We start from the raw sequence: 15,198 nt of genomic DNA on the forward strand, positions 1-15,198 counted from the left end.
CAACTTTGTCAGGAGAGCATGCTCATGTCTCAAACTCCCACCCATGCCTTGCCGTCTTATCTGAATGCCGAGGACCTCGGCCCTTGGGGTAATTACCTGCAACAAGTCGACCGGGTCACGCCGTACCTCGGTTCCCTGAGCCGGTGGGTCGAGACGCTGAAGCGTCCGAAGCGCTCGCTGATCGTCGATGTGCCGATCGAACTGGATAACGGCACCATCGCCCACTTCGAGGGCTACCGCGTGCAGCACAACGTGTCTCGCGGTCCGGGCAAGGGTGGGGTGCGTTTCCACCAGGATGTCACGCTGTCCGAAGTGATGGCGCTGGCGGCCTGGATGTCGGTCAAGAACGCCGCGGTCAACCTGCCGTACGGCGGCGCCAAGGGCGGCATCCGTGTCGATCCGCGCAAGCTCTCCGCGTCGGAACTCGAACGCATGACCCGCCGCTACACCAGCGAGATCGGCGTCATCATCGGACCGTCCAAGGACATTCCCGCGCCTGACGTGAATACCAACGCCCAGACGATGGCCTGGATGATGGACACGTATTCCATGAACGAAGGCGCCACCGCCACGGGCGTAGTCACGGGCAAGCCGATCGCGCTGGGCGGCAGCCTGGGCCGCGTCGAAGCCACGGGCCGCGGCGTTTTCGTCGTGGCGTGCGAAGCCGCGCGCGACAGGAACATCGATGTGGACGGCGCACGCGTTGTCGTGCAAGGCTTTGGCAACGTGGGCGGCACCGCCGCCCGCCTGTTCCACGAGGCCGGCGCCAAGGTCATGGCCGCGCAGGACCACACCGGCACCGTGCACAACCCGGCCGGCCTGGACGTGCACAAGCTGCTGTCGCATGTGTCGCAAACCGGCGGCGTGGGCGGCTTCTCGGGTGGCCAGGCGCTGGACAAGAACGAGTTCTGGACGCTGGAAACCGAGTTCCTGATCCCGGCAGCCCTGGAAAGCCAGATCACGGTCGACAACGCCGCCAAGGTGCGCGCCAAGATCGTCGTGGAAGGCGCCAACGGCCCGACCACGCCGGAAGCGGACGACATCCTTGCCGAGAACGGCGTGTACGTGGTGCCCGACGTGCTGGCCAACGCCGGTGGCGTGACGGTCAGCTACTTCGAGTGGGTGCAGGACTTCTCCAGCTTCTTCTGGAGCGAGGAAGAGATCAACCAGCGCCTCGAGCGCCTGATGCGCGAAGCCTATGCGTCGGTGGCGCAGGTGTCGCGCGAGCACAAGGTGACGCTGCGTACCGCCGCGTTCATCGTGGCGTGCACGCGCATCCTGCAGGCCCGCCAGGTGCGCGGCCTGTACCCGTAAAGACTGAATCGGCATGGCGCCTTCGCGGGCGCGATGCCGGAATCGCTCCGCAAGGGGCGATTCCTATTTGTGGTGATGAAAAATGCCGGGCAGATGCCCGGCATTTTTACGTCAAGACCCGGGATGGCCGAGGCTTCACGATGCCGGCAGCAGTTCCGGCTTCAGGATGCCGCGCAGATCCTGGTACGAAATCGTCAGCTCCGGCTCGCCGTGCGAATACGGCGCGATCGAGTAGGCGTCGTACTTGACCACAATGCCATCGCGCGTGATCGCGAAGTTGTCGCTTTCCTGGAAGGGCCACATCTTGTTGTAGGCCGCCGGGTCGCGCTTGGCATCGGGGTTGCCCGTCAGCCATTTCGCGTGCGCGCGCTGCAACGCGGCGACGTATTCGGCGCGGCGTCCCGGGATCAGTGCTTCGTCCAGGCTCATGACGCGGCCGCGGCTGCGTTCCCAGTTCAGGTACTGGGTGGCTGGGATGCCGTGCGCGGCGCCGGTCAGGTACTGTTCCGTGTGCAGTTCGACGGCGACGATGTCGCCCACCGTGTCCTTCACGCTGGCCTTGAAGTAGGTCGCGTCGCGCGGGCGCGCCGTGGACCAGAAATACTGCGTGTATTCCGACAGCGTCTCGTAGGGGCCGCGGCGATTGGCGTCGGTGCCGGTCATGTAGGCAAGCACGTGGTCCACCAGCGCGGTCAGTTTCGGGATACCCGGAAACGCCACGCTGTCGATTTCGATGCGCGGGCAGTCGCCTTCGCAGCCCGGCTTGCTGGCCGCCCATTTGATGCGTTCGGTGGACAGGTCGCCCAACTTTTCCGGCGTGGCCGATGACGAGGCATCGGGCGTTGCAAGGGTGATGTTCGAGGGGGGCGTGCTGCCGCAGCCGGCCAGGGCCAGCAGGGCGGCGCCCAGGATCAGACCGCGTATCGCGCCAGCCGGCGTGAAGCTGCGATTCATGCAATTACCTCCAGAAAACGCAAGGCGCCGTCAGGGCACGACGCCTGTCCAGTCGGCGCGGGAGAATTTTTCGTCCGCCTGCGCCTGCGCGCGCGCCAACGTTTCCGTGCCCACGCTACCCGGGGTCAGACGATGCAGCCCGGCAAAAGTTTCCACCATGCGGTCGATGATGACCTCGCGTGCCAGCCCGGTCTGCGTGCGCAGCGGATCGACGCGCTTCTTGGCGCTGGTGGTGCCCTTGTCGGAAAGCTTCTCGCGCCCGATGCGCAGGACTTCGACCATCTTGTCGGCGTCGATATCGTAGGACATGGTGACGTGATGCAGCACGGCGCCGGCGCGGCGAGCCTGCGCCGCGCCGCCGATCTTGCCGATGTCGGAGGCGATGTCGTTGAGCGGCTGATACCAGGCCTTGATGCCCAGGCCCTGCAGCGCGGTCAGCACCCAGGCGTCCAGGAAGGCATACGACTCCTGGAAGCTCATGCCGTGGACCAGCGCCTGCGGCGCGCTCAGCGAATACGTAATGGAGTTGCCCGGCTCGATGAACATCGCGCCGCCGCCGCTCACGCGGCGCACCACTTCGATGCCGTGGCGCTTGGCGCCGTCCGGATCGACTTCGTTCTTCAGGGATTGAAAGCGGCCGATCACGACGGCCGGCGCGGACCATTCCCAGATGCGCAGGGTGGGCGGGCGCTGGCCGGCGCCGACTTCGTCGGTGATGACGGCGTCCAGCGCCATGTGCAGCGCGGGCGGCTGCGGGCCTTCGTGGATCAGCTGCCAGTCGTAATCGTTCCAGTCGGTGCGGCTCATGCCAGCGCCCTCCGCAGCACCACGGCAATGGCTTCGGCGGAGAATCCGAACATTTCGGCGTCGGCCGGCAGGGCCGATTGCACGGCAACCGCCAGCTCCAGTTCGCCGGCGTCCGCGGGCATGCCGTTCAGGCCGCGGTTGATGGCTTCCAGCGCCTCGGGCGGTTCAAGGAAAAAGTCGCCGCTGATGCGCACGTCGGCCAGGCGGCCATCGCGCACTTCCAGATCCGCGACGACCAGCTTGCCGCCGGGGACTTTGTATTCGCCATGCAAAGGCATTGGGCGCTCCTTTCAAATCAGAATCAGACGTTACAGGCTGAGCTTCATGCCGTCATGGCTGGCCTTGAAACCCAGGCTTTCATAGAACCGGCGCGCATCGGGGCGCGCGCGGTCGGTGGTGAGCTGGACCAGTTCGCAGCCCTGGATCCGGCATTGTTCGATGGCCCATTCGAACATGGCGTGGCCCAGTCCCGCGCCGCGAAACGCCGAGGCGATGCGCACGCTTTCGATCTGGCCCCGCCACATCCCCCGCCGCGACAGGCCGGGTATGAACGATAACTGCAAACAGCCCGCCAGTTGTGAATCCTGCTCAACCACGGCGAGGAATTGGTTGGAATCCTGCTCGATGGCCTCGAAGGCGGCAAGGTAGCGCGGGTTCAGCGGGACCGAGGCGTCCTCGCGGCCTGCACCCAGGTCGTCATCGGCCAGCATGGCCACGATGGCGGGCAGATCGGCCGCGCGTGCGCGGCGAAAAACGCGTTGCGGGGCAGTCATGGCGTGCTCCTTCCTGGTCAGCGTGCGACGTTCTGGGCGGTCTGGCCGAACAGGATGCGGCGTGAGGCTTCGTCGTTGACCGACGGGGTGGTGTTGATGGTGTCGGCCAGCGCGTAGGCGCGTTGCGTCGCCGGACGCGCGCCGATGGCTTCGAACCAGCGCTTGAGGTGCGGAAATTCGTTCAGGTCCTGGCTTTGCTTGGCGTGCGGCACGATCCACGGGTAGGCCGCCATGTCGGCGATGGAATAGTCGCCCGCGACAAACTCGCGGTCGGCCAGACGCTTGTTCAGCACGCCGTACAGGCGATTGGTTTCCTTGACGTAGCGCTCGATCGCGTAGGTGATGCGTTCCTGCGCGTAGCCGGAAAAGTGGTGGTTCTGGCCGGCCATGGGGCCCAGGCCGCCCATCTGCCAGAAGAGCCATTGCGACACTTCGGCGCGCCCGCGCACGTCGGCGGGCAGGAACTTGCCGGTCTTCTCGGCCAGGTATTGCAGGATGGCGCCGGATTCAAACAACGAGATCGGCGCGCCGCCGTCCGCGGGCGCGTGGTCCACGATGGCGGGGATGCGGTTGTTGGGCGCGATAGCCAGGAATTCGGGCTTGAATTGGTCGCCGCGGCCGATGTTGACCGGGTGGATCTTGTAGGGCAGGCCAGTTTCTTCGAGGAACAGCGTGATCTTGTGGCCGTTGGGGGTCGTCCAGTAATAGAGATCGATCATGAGGGTGTGTCCTGTGTGTCATGGCGCCGCGGGCAAGCGCCCGCGGATGGAAGGGCCATGATAGCGGCGCACACCGGACGGATGCCTGAATAACCGGGGGGAGGATGCGGGTTTCCGCGCAGGGCCCCCCGGCGCCCTGGGGTCAGACCGCGCCCGGACGCGGGCTGCGCGGCAGCCGCCACGTCCAGTTCAGGCTGACCGCGGCGGCGGCCAGGAAGATCAGCGCCACGCCCGCGATCTGCGAGGCGTCCATGCGGTGGCCGTAGACCACGAAGTCGAGCAGGATGGCGACGGCGGGATAGATGAAGCTGAGCGCGGCGGTGGAGGTGGTGGGCAGCTTCTGGATGGCCGAGTACATCAGGATGTACATGAGGCACGTGTGGATGAGACCCAGCGCCACCAGGTATCCCCATTGCACAGGCTGGGCGGGCAGGGCATTGAAGCCGGCCATCGGCAGCAGCATCACCGCGCCCAGCGTCACCTGCACCAGCGCCAGCACCTGCGGGGGGATGCCCTTCAGGCGCTTTACGATGATGGCGGTGATGCCGTACAACGCGGCTGCGCCCAGGCCTAGCATCAGACCCGTCAGATAGGCGCCGCCGCCCGCCGCGCCGCCATCGCCCAGACGCAGCACCAGCAGCAGCCCGGCGAACGCGACGAGGGACCATGCCACCTTGCCGCGCGAGGGGCGCTCGCCCAGGAACAGCACGCCCAGCCCGATCAGGAAGAACGGCTGCACGTTGTAGACCGCAGTGGCCAGCGAAATGGACGCCAGCCGATAGGCCGAGAACAGCAGCACCCAGTTCAGCACCAGCGCGGCGCCGGCGGCCAGCGCCAGGGCCAGCGTTTTCGCGGTAAAAAGTCCCGGCTTGAGCAGGCCGCGCGCCCAGCAGTACAGAAAGAGCGACAGGGCGCCGAACACGCAGCGAAAGAATACGACGTTCCAGGCGCTTTGCCCGGACTCCAGAACGAAGACGCCGAGCGTGCCCGACAGGGTCATGGCGGCCGCCATCTGCGCGAGGCCCGTGCGTTCGGTCGAGGGGATCATGGTGGTTCTCCAAAGGCCATCTGGCCAGGAATTCGATGGAGAAATTATCCCAGGCGGTTTCATCCGCTTATATGATGTTGCCGTGGCACTTTCGCGATTCAACCTTGCTTTGGGTGGAATTTATGCAGAACGACCTAAAAAATGAAAGTCCGGTTTTGGATGGGATCGACCGCCGTCTCGTGGAGATGCTGTCTGCCAATGCGCGCACCACCACGGCCGACCTGGCGCGGCAGGTGGGCATGTCGGCGCCCAGCGTCGCCGATCGCATGCGGCGGCTCGAGGAATCCGGCGTAATTCGCGCATACACGCTGGACGTGGATCCGGTGGCGCTGGGGTATTCGCTGGAGGCCGTTGTTCGCATCCGGCCGTTGCCCGGGCAGTTGCGCCATGTCGAGGGCCTGATCCAAGAGATTCCGGAATTCGTGGAGTGCGACAAGGTAACGGGCGATGATTGCTTCATCGCCCGCATGGTGCTCCGGTCCATCACGCACCTGGACGGCATTCTGGAGCGAGTGACCGAATTTGCCGAAACCAACACCGCCATCGTCAAGTCGCACACGGTGCGCAGGCGGCTGCCGCCGCTGCGTTAGACGGGGGCGGACAGGGCCCCGGTGATGTCGTCGCGCAGGCTGGCCGGCGTGTCGGTGGGCGCGTAGCGCTTGATCACGCGGCCGTCGCGCCCGACCAGGAACTTGGTGAAGTTCCACTTGATGCCTTCGGTGCCGAAGACGCCCGGCTTTTCGCCCTTGAGCCATTGGTACAGCGGGTGGGCGTTCGGGCCGTTGACATCGATCTTGGCAAAGAGCGGAAAGGTGATGTCGTATTGGGTGCTGCAGAAATTGCGGATCTCGGCCTCGTCGCCGGGCTCCTGGTGGCCGAACTGGTCGCACGGAAAACCGAGCACGGTCAGGCCGTCGTCGTGGAACGCGCGGTAGAGCTCTTCCAGACCGGCATACTGCGGCGTGAACCCGCATTTGGAGGCAACGTTCACCACCAGCAGCACGCGGCCGCGGTACATCTCTAGGGACTGCTGCGTGCCGTCGATGGCGCGGACGGAGAAATCATGGATTGTGCTCATGCGGGCTCCTGGAATCGGGCGTCGTCCGCGCATCGGCGCGGGCGTTGGGGCAGACTTGGGAGTGTAGCGCCGCAGACGCGCGTGGGGGCTTTGCGGCATCGCGGCAGGGCCCGGCCTATGATGCGGGTTTACCGAAGACGCTGGAAAGGAGCCGCGGCATGGAAGGAATGATCGAGCGACTGGAGGCGATGCTGGCCAAGGGCACCGACAATCTGCTGCTGCGGTTTTCGCTTGGCAAGGCCTACGCGGAACAGGAACGCTTTGCCGAGGCCTGCACCCATCTGCGCGCGGCGCTGGCTTTCGATCCCACGTATTCGGTTGCCTGGAAATGGCTGGGCAAGGCCTGCCTCGGGCTGAATGACAAGCCCGGGGCCCGCGCCGCCTGGGAGTCCGGGCTGGCGGCGGCCCAGGCGCGGGGAGATCAGCAGGTCGTCAAGGAATTGCAGGTGTTCATCAAGCGCCTGGACAAGGAAGCGGCCGCGGGCGCCTGAGACTTTCGGGGTTCCCTGGCAGTGCCGCGGCCGGAGCCGGTGCGCTGGCCACGCGGAAGACCTCGATGGCGTGACGCAGGCGGGCGCCATCCGTGCGCAGGTCGGCGACCGCCTTGGCGGCCTGTTCGACGCGCGCGGCGTTGCCCTGCGCGGCGCTGTCGGTTTCCGAGATGCTGCGGCTGACCGTGTCGATGCCCGCATGCTGGTCCGTCGACGTGGCGGCGATCTCGTTGATGATGCGCGTGACCTTTTGAACGGATTCCACGATATCGCGCATGCTGGCGCCGGCCCGCTCGACGTGCCGCACGCCATCGCCGACGCGCGCGTCCGAGCTTTCGATCAGCGCCTTGATCTCGCGGGCGGCGGTGGCGCTTTTCTGGGCAAGGCTGCGTACTTCGCTGGCCACCACCGCGAATCCCTTGCCGGCCTCGCCGGCGCGCGCGGCTTCGACGGCTGCATTGAGCGCAAGGATGTTGGTCTGAAAGGCAATGCCGTCGATGATGCCCACGACCTCGGCAATGCGCGATGAGCTTTGGACAATGCCTTGCATGGCGTGCGCGGCCTCGTCAACCACATTGCCACCGCGCCGGGCGAGGTCGCTGGCCTGGTTTGCCATGGCGTCGGCATCCTGCGCGTTGGCGGCATTTTGCTTCACGGTGACGGCCAATTGCGCCATGCTGGCGGCCGCCTGTTCCAGCGACGCCGCCTGGCGCCCGGTGTGGGCCGAGAGGTCCGCGTTGCCTTGCGCGATGTCGGCGGCGGACTGCAGGGCGTTCTCGATGCCGCCGTGCACGTCTCGCGTGATGCTGACCAGGCTTTTGCGCATGACTTCCAGGGAAAACTTCAGCTCGCCGATCTCGTCCCCAGTCAGGGCGCCGGGCAGCGGTGTGCTCAAGTTGCCCGCGGCGATCTGGCGCGTGAAGTCGGTGGCCGCGCCCAGCAGCCCGGCGATGGCGCGCGCAAAGCCCCAGCCCGACGCGAAGATCAGCGCGACGCCGCCCGTAGTCAGCGCCATGGCCGCGGCCAGCGCGCTGCTGCTCAGGCGGTCGTGCATGCCGTAGATGGCTGCGCCGGCGGCGCCGATGAACAGCGAGGCGGACAGCACCGCCCACGCCAGGAGGCGCGAACGCACGCCGGTCAGGCGCCAGAGTTTGAGCCGCGCCAGGACGCCGCGCACCCCGGCCGGTTTGACCCGGCCGCCGCACAGCCGGATGCCGCGCGCCGTGCCCAGACGCAGGCTGGCATAAACGGCTTCGGCTGTTTCGATCTGCTGGCGGGTGGGCTTGACCCGCACCGAGGCATAACAGACGGTGGTGCCGCGTTCCACGATGGGCGTGACGTTGGCCAGCACCCAGTAGAAGCCGCCGTCCTTGCGGCGGTTCTTGACCATGCCTGTCCACGACTCACCACGCTGGATGGTGTGCCAGAGGTCTTCGAAGGCGGCTGGCGGCATGTCGGGATGGCGCACGATGTTGTGCGGCGCGCCGACCAGTTCCTCGCGTGAAAAGCCGCTTGCGTGAACAAACGCCGGATTGGCGTAGATGATCCGGCCGCGCGAGTCCGTGCGGGAGATCAGGTATTGCTCGTCGCGGAGTACGTATTCCGTGTCGTTGACCGGCTGGTTGTTGCGCATGCGTCGCTCGTCCTGTGATGGGCGAGGGCATCATCGGGGACGGGCGCGGTGGCGGCGTTGATGTACGTCAACGCCGCCACAGGTCGACGCGCTTACGCGGCGGGCAGGTTGCCAAAGGCTTCAAGCGCCCGCAGCCGGCTTTGCGCCAGATCCACGATCGGTTCCGGATAGTCCGCGGCGGCCCGCTCCATGGGATTGGGATCGTGGATGGCCTTGTCGTCAAGATGCGCCAGTTCAGGCAGCCATTCGCGCAAAAACACGCCCCGCGGGTCGAATTTGCGGGACTGCGACAGCGGATTGAAGACGCGGAAGTAGGGCACCGCGTCGGCGCCCGTGGAGGCGCTCCATTGCCAGCCGCCGTTGTTGGCGGCCAGGTCGCCGTCCACAAGCTGCGACATGAACCAGGCCTCGCCCAGACGCCAGTCGATGAGCAGGTTCTTGGACAGGAACATCGCCGTCACCATGCGCAGCCGGTTGTGCATCCAGCCCAGCGCCAGCAACTGGCGCATGGCGGCGTCCACGATGGGGATGCCGGTCTTGCCCTGCTGCCAGGCCGCCAGGTCGTCGGGCGCGTCGCGCCAGGGCACGGCGGCGGTCTCCGGCTTCATGGGCTGGTGCATGGACAGGGCGGGGTAGGCCGCCAGCAGGTGCAGGTAGAACTCGCGCCACAGCAGTTCGTTGATCCACGTGGCGGCGCCGGCCTTGCCGCTGTCGATCTCGCCCTGGTTGGCCGCCAGCGCGGCGCGCAGCGCCTGGCCGGGAGACAGGACGCCCGCGGCAAAGTAAGGCGACAGGCAACTGGTGGCGGGCAGCGAGGGGAAATCGCGCTCGTCCTTGTAGGCGAAGATCGCCTCGTCGGCAAAGGCGGCCAGCCGGTCGCTGGCGGCAGCTTCACCGGCGGGCCAGAGCGCCCGGACGGCGTCGCTGGGCGCGTCGAACCCGTCGAACGAGTCCGGCAGCGGATCGGACTTCCAGCGCGGCGGCGTCTGGGCGCGGGGCGCGGGAATGGGCCGCACCGGCGCGCTGCGCAGGCGCTCGCGGCAGGTGCGGGCATAGGGCGTGTAGACGCGATAGCAATCGCCTTTGCCGGTCAGCACGGTGCCGGGGCGCAGCAGCGTCGCGCCGTGGTGCACCGTCCACTCGATGCCGATGTCGGCCAGCGCGGCCGCGACGGCGTCGTCCCGGCGGCGTTCGTTGACGCCCCACTCGGCGTTGACGTGGACCGCTTCGATGGCGTGTTCCTGGCAGAACGCGGCCACGGCCCGCGGGGCGTCGCGCCAGTCGTCAACGGTTAGCAGCTTGAGCGGAATGCCGGCCTGTCCCAGGTCCTGGGACAGCTCGCGCAGGTTGCGCAGCCAGAAATCCACCTTGGCCGGGGCGTCGCCATGCTGGCGCCATTGTCCGGGCGCGGCCAGGAAAAGCGCGGTGACCGTGCCGGCCTCGGCCGCCGCGGCCAGCGCGGCGTTGTCGTGCATGCGCAGGTCGGTGCGCAGCCAGAGCAGCGTGTTCATGGGGAGGCTCCAGGGACAGGGGGGCCGGGCGGCGCGCCGGCGAGGCTGCGATTCTATCCCGAGCACGCGCGCGGCCCGGAGCGAAAGCGCCTGGAAGACGATGTAAAAACTACGAGGAGATGTGACCGGTGTTGCACTGCAACCCGTTGCGGCGGCTGGTTGGCAGGGGCAGGGGCCAGATGGCGCCCGAACGCCAAAACGCCCCGCATTGCCCGTCAAACCATGAAACACGCTGGCGCGTGGCGTGTATTGACGCACGTGTGGACGCCGCCATGTAATGCAAGTCAACGACTAAAGCAGGCAAACGCTATGGGAAATCTGATGGACTTCCGCCCGTCCTTTCTGAAGGGACGTACACCCGCCGGCAAGACGTCCCGCGATGTCTTGCAGAAGCTCTGGCGTTCGGTCGATTTACCGGACGCGTCGCTTGAGCACGTCGTGCTGACCGGCGCAGACCCTGTCGTCCCTTCCTCATTTGCCGTCGGCACGGCGGCGCAGACCAGCATGGCTGCCGCAGCTCTGGCTGCTGCGGAGGTCTGGCACCTGCGTGGCGGCGCCCGGCAGCAGGTCAGCGTGGACATGCTGCATGCGGCACAGGAGTGCCGCAGCCACTACACCATCAATGGCGTCACGCCCAATCCGTGGGATCCCATCACCGGCGTCTATCGCTGCGGCGATGGCGGCTGGGTGCGCATTCACGCCAACTTCGCGCATCACCGTGACGGGGCGCTGGCCTTGCTGGGCTGCCCGACCGGCGACGGCGCCACGCGGGAAGCCGTGGAACGCGCGCTGAGCCGCTGGAAAGCGCTGGATTTCGAGCAGGTGGCGGCCGATGCCGGCATGGTCGTGTCGGCAATGCGCTCGTTCGAGGAATGGGACCGCCATCCGCAGGGGCAGGCTGTCGCCGCGCAACCGCTGCTGACCATCGAACGCATCGGTGAAGCTGATCCTCGCCCGCTCCCGAAGTACGCGCAGAATGCGCGGCCGCTGCAGGACATCCGCGTGCTGGACCTGACGCGCATCATCGCCGGGCCGGTGTGCGGGCGCGCGCTGGCCGCCTATGGCGCCGACGTGATGCTGGTCAACAGCCCGCAACTGCCCAATATCGACAACATCATCGACACCAGCCGCGGCAAGCTGTCCGTGCTGGCGGACCTGGACACGGCAGATGGCCGCATCGCGCTTGGCAACCTGCTGCGCAGCGCGCATATCTTCGTGCAGGGCTATCGCCCCGGCGGCATGTCCGCACTGGGATTCGGCCCGCAGGACGCGGCACGCATCCGTCCGGGCATTGTGTATGTGTCTTTGTCCGCGTACGGCACGACGGGGCCGTGGGCGAACCGGCGCGGGTTCGACTCCCTGGTGCAGACGGCCACGGGCTTTAACCACGCGGAAGCGCTGGCTGCCGGTCAGGAGGCGCCCAAGGCGCTGCCGATGCAGATCCTGGATCACGCGTCGGGTTACCTGATGGCGTTTGGCGCGCAGGTGGCGTTGGCGCGCCAGGCAACCGAAGGCGGCAGCTGGCACGTGCGCGTGTCGCTCGCTCAGACCGCGCACTGGCTGCGCGGGTTGGGGCGGGTGGACGGCGGGCTGGACTGTCCCATGCCGGGCTTTGACGGGCTGATGGAGACGTCGCCATCAGGTTTTGGCGAGCTGGTCGCGGTGCGCCATGCGGCGCGCTTCTCGGAGACCCCGGCGCGCTGGATCCGGCCGTCCAGTCCGCCCGGCACGCACCCGACGGTCTGGCCGTTCAACTGATCTTCGGCAGGCGCGGTACGTAAAGCAGTACGTTTACGCAGTACGTTTACGACCGCGCCTTATTGTGGACGCTGGTATCTCACCAGGGCGTTACTGCCTGGCCTTCCATTCCCGCAGCGCGCGCATCGTGTTTGTCACGTGCGACTCGGGGCTCATGTTCGTGTATTCGTACAGGATCTTGCCTTCGGGCGAGATCACGTAGGACACGCGCTGCGCATATTCCGGCCGCTTGTCGTGCACGGCGTCGTACGCCTTCATGACTTTGCCGTCACCGTCGGCCGCGACGGCGAATTTGTTGCGGCACTCGCTGACGGAAAACTTCTTGAGCGTGTCGATGTTGTCGGTCGAGACGCCGATGACCGTGGCGCCCAGCGATTTGTATTCGTCCGTGGCCTCGGCGAAATTGTGGGCTTCGATGGTGCATCCCTGCGTGAATGCCGCCGGGAAGAAATACAGCACCACCGGACCTTGCTTGAGCGCTTCCTTCAGCTTGAAGGTGTATTCGTTGCCGCCCAGCGAGGCTGGCACGCTGAAGTCCGGCGCGGCGGCGCCCACCGGCAGCGCGGCGAGGGCCGGCGTGCCGGCCATCAGGCCGCATACGAGGAACCAGGGGGCAAGGCGCTTCATGGGTGTCTCCCGTTGGAGCCGCGGAAACGCCGCGGCAAGCTGTCTACTGTAGCGGCGGGGCGCGCCCGGGTCCAGTTCAACCGCCGTCAGGCCCGCCGCGGCCATTGTTGCCGCGCGGCTGGTCGCGTTGCTGCTGCTGGCGTGACTGCTGCTGTTCCCGCTGCTGCTGTTGTTGCTGTTGCTGCTGCTGTTGTTGGCGGGCCTGCTGCTGATCGCGCTGTTGCCGTTGCTGTTGTTGTTGCTGCTGACGGACCTGCTGCGCCTGCTGATCGCGTTGCTGTTGTTGGCGGTTCTGGCGCGCCTGTTGTTCGTGCTCCTGACGGTCACGCGCCATTTGGCGTGCCTGGTCGTCGCGTTCCCGCTGCTGGCGCGCTTGTTGATCCTGTTGCCGGCGTTCGCGCAGGTCCTGCTGGTTCTGCTGATCGCGTTGCTGCTGCTGGCGCGCCTGCTGGTCACGCATCTGCTGCTGGCGCAATTGCTGCTGGGCCTGCGCGTCGTTCTGCTGCCGGTCGCGCACCTGCTGGTCACGGCTTTGCTGTTCGCGAGCCTGCTGCTGGCGCTGCTGATCGTTTCTCAACTGATCGCGCGCCTGCTGGTCGCGGACCTGCTGCTGGCGATCCTGCGGCAGGCGGTCCTGCGGCAGGCGATCCTGCGGCAGGCGATCCTGCGGCAGGCGTTCCTGCGGCGCGGACGGGTTGTTGCCCTGCGGGCGGGCGTCCCGGCCGGGCCTGCCGTTGTTCGGGTGATCCACATACGCCTGGGGCGGCTTGCCTTTGTTGTGGTCATAGAACTGGGCGCGGTTGCCGCCCGCATCGCGCACGTAGGCGCGCTGCGCGTCGGTGGGGCCGGCGTGGCGGTCATTGCGCGCGGCCAGCTCGCGCGGGTCGGCATTGCGGCGCACGCCTTGCGGCCCGCCGTGGTAGCTGACCCGGCGGTTGTCCACGTTGTTGACGACGATGTTCCGGTTGTAGACGTTCGTCACGCGGGTGATGTTCACGTTCGTGACGGACCGGTTGTAGTAGAAGCGGTCGCGTTTCCAGTAACCGCCCACATAACCCAGGCCCGTATAGCCGAAGCCGTAGTTGATGCCGCCGTAGAAACCCACGTGCGGCCCCCAGTAGCCCGGGTTCCAGAGGTAAACGCCATTGGAAAAGCCCCAGTACCCCGGGGTCCAGAGAGCGCCCTGATATGGCGCCAGCACCCAGGCGCCGGGCACCCAGAAAAAGCCGTAACGGTTGAGGCTCCAGTAGCCGGGTACCCACAGATAGCCGTCCGCGGGGGCGGGCGGCTGCACGTAGACCGGCAGGGGCGGTGGCGGCTCGGGACTGCGGTCAACGAGCGCCAGATTCGCGTTGGCCGGATCGCCCTCGTCGTATGCGGGTTGTTGATACGCAGACGGAACCGGCACCTGCTGCGTGGAGTAGACGTTCTGCGCGGCGGCCAGCGCGGGGGCGGTGGCGGTAACTGCCAGCAGGGCCGCGGTGGCCAGCGGCCGCAAGCGGGCAAACTGGAAGGAAGGGCTCATGAGAATGTCCTTGGCGCAGCAGATCCGATTTTCAATAGCCGCGATAGTAATAATGCGGGGCGGGGTACGCCGGGTAGTAGTAATAATGCGGCGTGGCGTAGACCGGCGCGGGCCGGTAGTAAGCCGGCCGCGCTGGGACGACCACACAGCCGCTCAAGGCGCTTGTCATCGCCACCATCAACAACAAAGTCTTTCTCATCATCCGGCTCCCGCCTGGCGCAAGGCGCGAAATACGCCCTCACTGCGCGCATGCAAATTAGGCCATGCCGGCGGGACCAAGTTCGGGGACTGTAATGGTTCCGAAACAGCTTTCGCGTGACGGATGTTTGCGCCTGCGTGACGGTCGATGACGTTCGTATCAATGTCTGCGTAATCGCGTCATAGTCGTCGCAAAAAGAAAGGGACCGCGAATGCGCGGTCCCTTGTGATGTTGCCTTGCATGTCCGCCGCGTGGCGCGGCGGACTGGGCAGCCGGTCAGTTCCAGCGGCCGCCGGTGCCAGCCAGGCTGAAACGGCCAGCGCCCATGAACGCGATCGCCAGGCCGGTGAACAGGTACATGCCTTGCAGTTCCAGTGCCCAGCCGCCGTTGTTGGTCATGCTGGCAATACTGCCGCTGTGGGCGAGCAGGATGGCGACGACCATGTTGATGGCGATGATCAGACCGGCCAGACGGGTGTAGACGCCGATGATCAGCAGGACGGGAGCGACGATTTCGCCAATGTACACGCCGTAGGCCAGGAAGCCGGGCAGGCCATGCGAGGACAGCATGCCGCTGATGCCGCCGACGCCGCCGCCGGTCAGCTTGAACAGGCCGTGGAGCAGAATCAGGATACCGAGGGTCAGGCGCAGGATCAGCTTGCCGGTGTCATCGGACTTGATCATGGTGAGTTTCTCTTGTGATGGTTAAGGGGGACAGTGGGCAGGTTGGAGCTCACTGCTTGCCTTTGGTTCCGCGCCCG

Annotated in this window: 17 protein-coding genes; 4 read left to right on the plus strand and 13 right to left on the minus strand. The window is 66.5% G+C overall.

The genetic code is table 11. The features are described 5' to 3' along the window. Positions 1-24 precede the first annotated feature (24 nt). Positions 25-1,314 (plus strand): Glu/Leu/Phe/Val dehydrogenase, encoded by a 1,290-nt coding sequence (locus LN047_RS11660; RefSeq protein ID WP_373981811.1) that lies wholly within the window; start codon positions 25-27, stop codon positions 1,312-1,314. Between the two features lie 135 nt (positions 1,315-1,449). On the opposite strand, the gene LN047_RS11665 is transcribed toward LN047_RS11660, so the two are convergent. The 6 genes from LN047_RS11665 to LN047_RS11690 all read right to left on the minus strand — a co-directional run bounded on the left by LN047_RS11665 (position 1,450) and on the right by LN047_RS11690 (position 5,615). Then, positions 1,450-2,268 carry an RsiV family protein gene (locus LN047_RS11665; RefSeq protein ID WP_142055665.1) on the minus strand — a complete coding sequence of 273 codons (819 nt, stop codon included), beginning with the start codon at positions 2,266-2,268 and terminating at the stop codon, positions 1,450-1,452. 30 nt (positions 2,269-2,298) lie between these two features. After that, entirely contained in the window at positions 2,299-3,075 is a 777-nt protein-coding gene (locus tag LN047_RS11670; RefSeq protein WP_142055663.1) for a biotin/lipoate A/B protein ligase family protein, read from the minus strand. Further along, a complete protein-coding gene (locus LN047_RS11675) occupies positions 3,072-3,347 on the minus strand; it encodes a lipoate protein ligase C-terminal domain-containing protein (protein ID WP_056318682.1) in 276 nt (91 codons plus the stop codon). Before LN047_RS11675 ends, LN047_RS11670 begins: the two co-directional genes overlap by 4 nt. 36 nt (positions 3,348-3,383) lie before the next feature. Then, on the minus strand, positions 3,384-3,848 hold the full coding sequence (locus tag LN047_RS11680; protein ID WP_056316881.1) for a GNAT family N-acetyltransferase: 465 nt from the start codon (positions 3,846-3,848) through the stop codon (positions 3,384-3,386). Positions 3,849-3,865: 17 nt separating this feature from the next. Next, positions 3,866-4,567: a glutathione S-transferase N-terminal domain-containing protein gene (locus LN047_RS11685; RefSeq protein ID WP_223575392.1), complete on the minus strand. Its 702-nt coding sequence runs from the start codon at positions 4,565-4,567 to the stop codon at positions 3,866-3,868. Positions 4,568-4,709: 142 nt separating this feature from the next. Next, positions 4,710-5,615, minus strand: a complete 906-nt coding sequence (locus tag LN047_RS11690; protein WP_373981812.1) for a DMT family transporter — start codon at positions 5,613-5,615, stop codon at positions 4,710-4,712. A gap of 122 nt (positions 5,616-5,737) precedes the next feature. Here LN047_RS11690 and LN047_RS11695 point away from each other — a divergent pair, with 122 nt between their 5' ends. Further along, the gene (locus tag LN047_RS11695; protein WP_062841400.1) at positions 5,738-6,205 is read left to right on the plus strand and encodes an Lrp/AsnC family transcriptional regulator; all 468 of its coding nucleotides are present in this window, start codon (positions 5,738-5,740) and stop codon (positions 6,203-6,205) included. Here LN047_RS11695 and LN047_RS11700 read toward each other — a convergent pair. Further along, complete coding sequence (locus tag LN047_RS11700) at positions 6,202-6,693, minus strand: glutathione peroxidase (protein ID WP_373981813.1); 492 nt, start codon at positions 6,691-6,693, stop codon at positions 6,202-6,204. The genes LN047_RS11695 and LN047_RS11700 overlap by 4 nt on opposite strands. 158 nt (positions 6,694-6,851) lie before the next feature. Here LN047_RS11700 and LN047_RS11705 point away from each other — a divergent pair, with 158 nt between their 5' ends. Next, positions 6,852-7,184: a tetratricopeptide repeat protein gene (locus LN047_RS11705; RefSeq protein WP_128828181.1), complete on the plus strand. Its 333-nt coding sequence runs from the start codon at positions 6,852-6,854 to the stop codon at positions 7,182-7,184. Here LN047_RS11705 and LN047_RS11710 read toward each other — a convergent pair. Together LN047_RS11710 and phrB are read right to left on the minus strand one after the other, a co-directional pair. Then, positions 7,147-8,817, minus strand: a complete 1,671-nt coding sequence (locus LN047_RS11710) for a methyl-accepting chemotaxis protein (RefSeq protein ID WP_373981814.1) — start codon at positions 8,815-8,817, stop codon at positions 7,147-7,149. The genes LN047_RS11705 and LN047_RS11710 overlap by 38 nt on opposite strands. 92 nt (positions 8,818-8,909) lie before the next feature. Further along, positions 8,910-10,328, minus strand: a complete 1,419-nt coding sequence (phrB, locus tag LN047_RS11715; RefSeq protein WP_373981815.1) for a deoxyribodipyrimidine photo-lyase — start codon at positions 10,326-10,328, stop codon at positions 8,910-8,912. 309 nt (positions 10,329-10,637) lie between these two features. Between phrB and LN047_RS11720 the strand changes: the two genes are divergently transcribed. Then, positions 10,638-12,086: a CoA transferase gene (locus LN047_RS11720; RefSeq protein ID WP_373981816.1), complete on the plus strand. Its 1,449-nt coding sequence runs from the start codon at positions 10,638-10,640 to the stop codon at positions 12,084-12,086. A gap of 90 nt (positions 12,087-12,176) precedes the next feature. Here the strand turns inward: LN047_RS11720 and LN047_RS11725 are convergent, their stop codons facing one another. The 4 genes from LN047_RS11725 to LN047_RS11740 all read right to left on the minus strand — a co-directional run bounded on the left by LN047_RS11725 (position 12,177) and on the right by LN047_RS11740 (position 15,121). Continuing rightward, complete coding sequence (locus LN047_RS11725; RefSeq protein WP_373981817.1) at positions 12,177-12,713, minus strand: peroxiredoxin; 537 nt, start codon at positions 12,711-12,713, stop codon at positions 12,177-12,179. A 76-nt stretch (positions 12,714-12,789) separates the two neighbouring features. Continuing rightward, a complete protein-coding gene (locus tag LN047_RS11730; protein ID WP_373981818.1) occupies positions 12,790-14,238 on the minus strand; it encodes an adenylate cyclase in 1,449 nt (482 codons plus the stop codon). Positions 14,239-14,269: 31 nt separating this feature from the next. Further along, entirely contained in the window at positions 14,270-14,437 is a 168-nt protein-coding gene (locus tag LN047_RS11735) for a hypothetical protein (RefSeq protein WP_373982196.1), read from the minus strand. Positions 14,438-14,713: 276 nt separating this feature from the next. Further along, positions 14,714-15,121: a DoxX family protein gene (locus tag LN047_RS11740; RefSeq protein WP_056316902.1), complete on the minus strand. Its 408-nt coding sequence runs from the start codon at positions 15,119-15,121 to the stop codon at positions 14,714-14,716. Positions 15,122-15,198 lie beyond the last annotated feature (77 nt).

The organism is Achromobacter sp. JD417 (assembly GCF_041879325.1).
Classification (GTDB): Bacteria; Pseudomonadota; Gammaproteobacteria; order Burkholderiales; family Burkholderiaceae_B; genus Achromobacter; species Achromobacter mucicolens.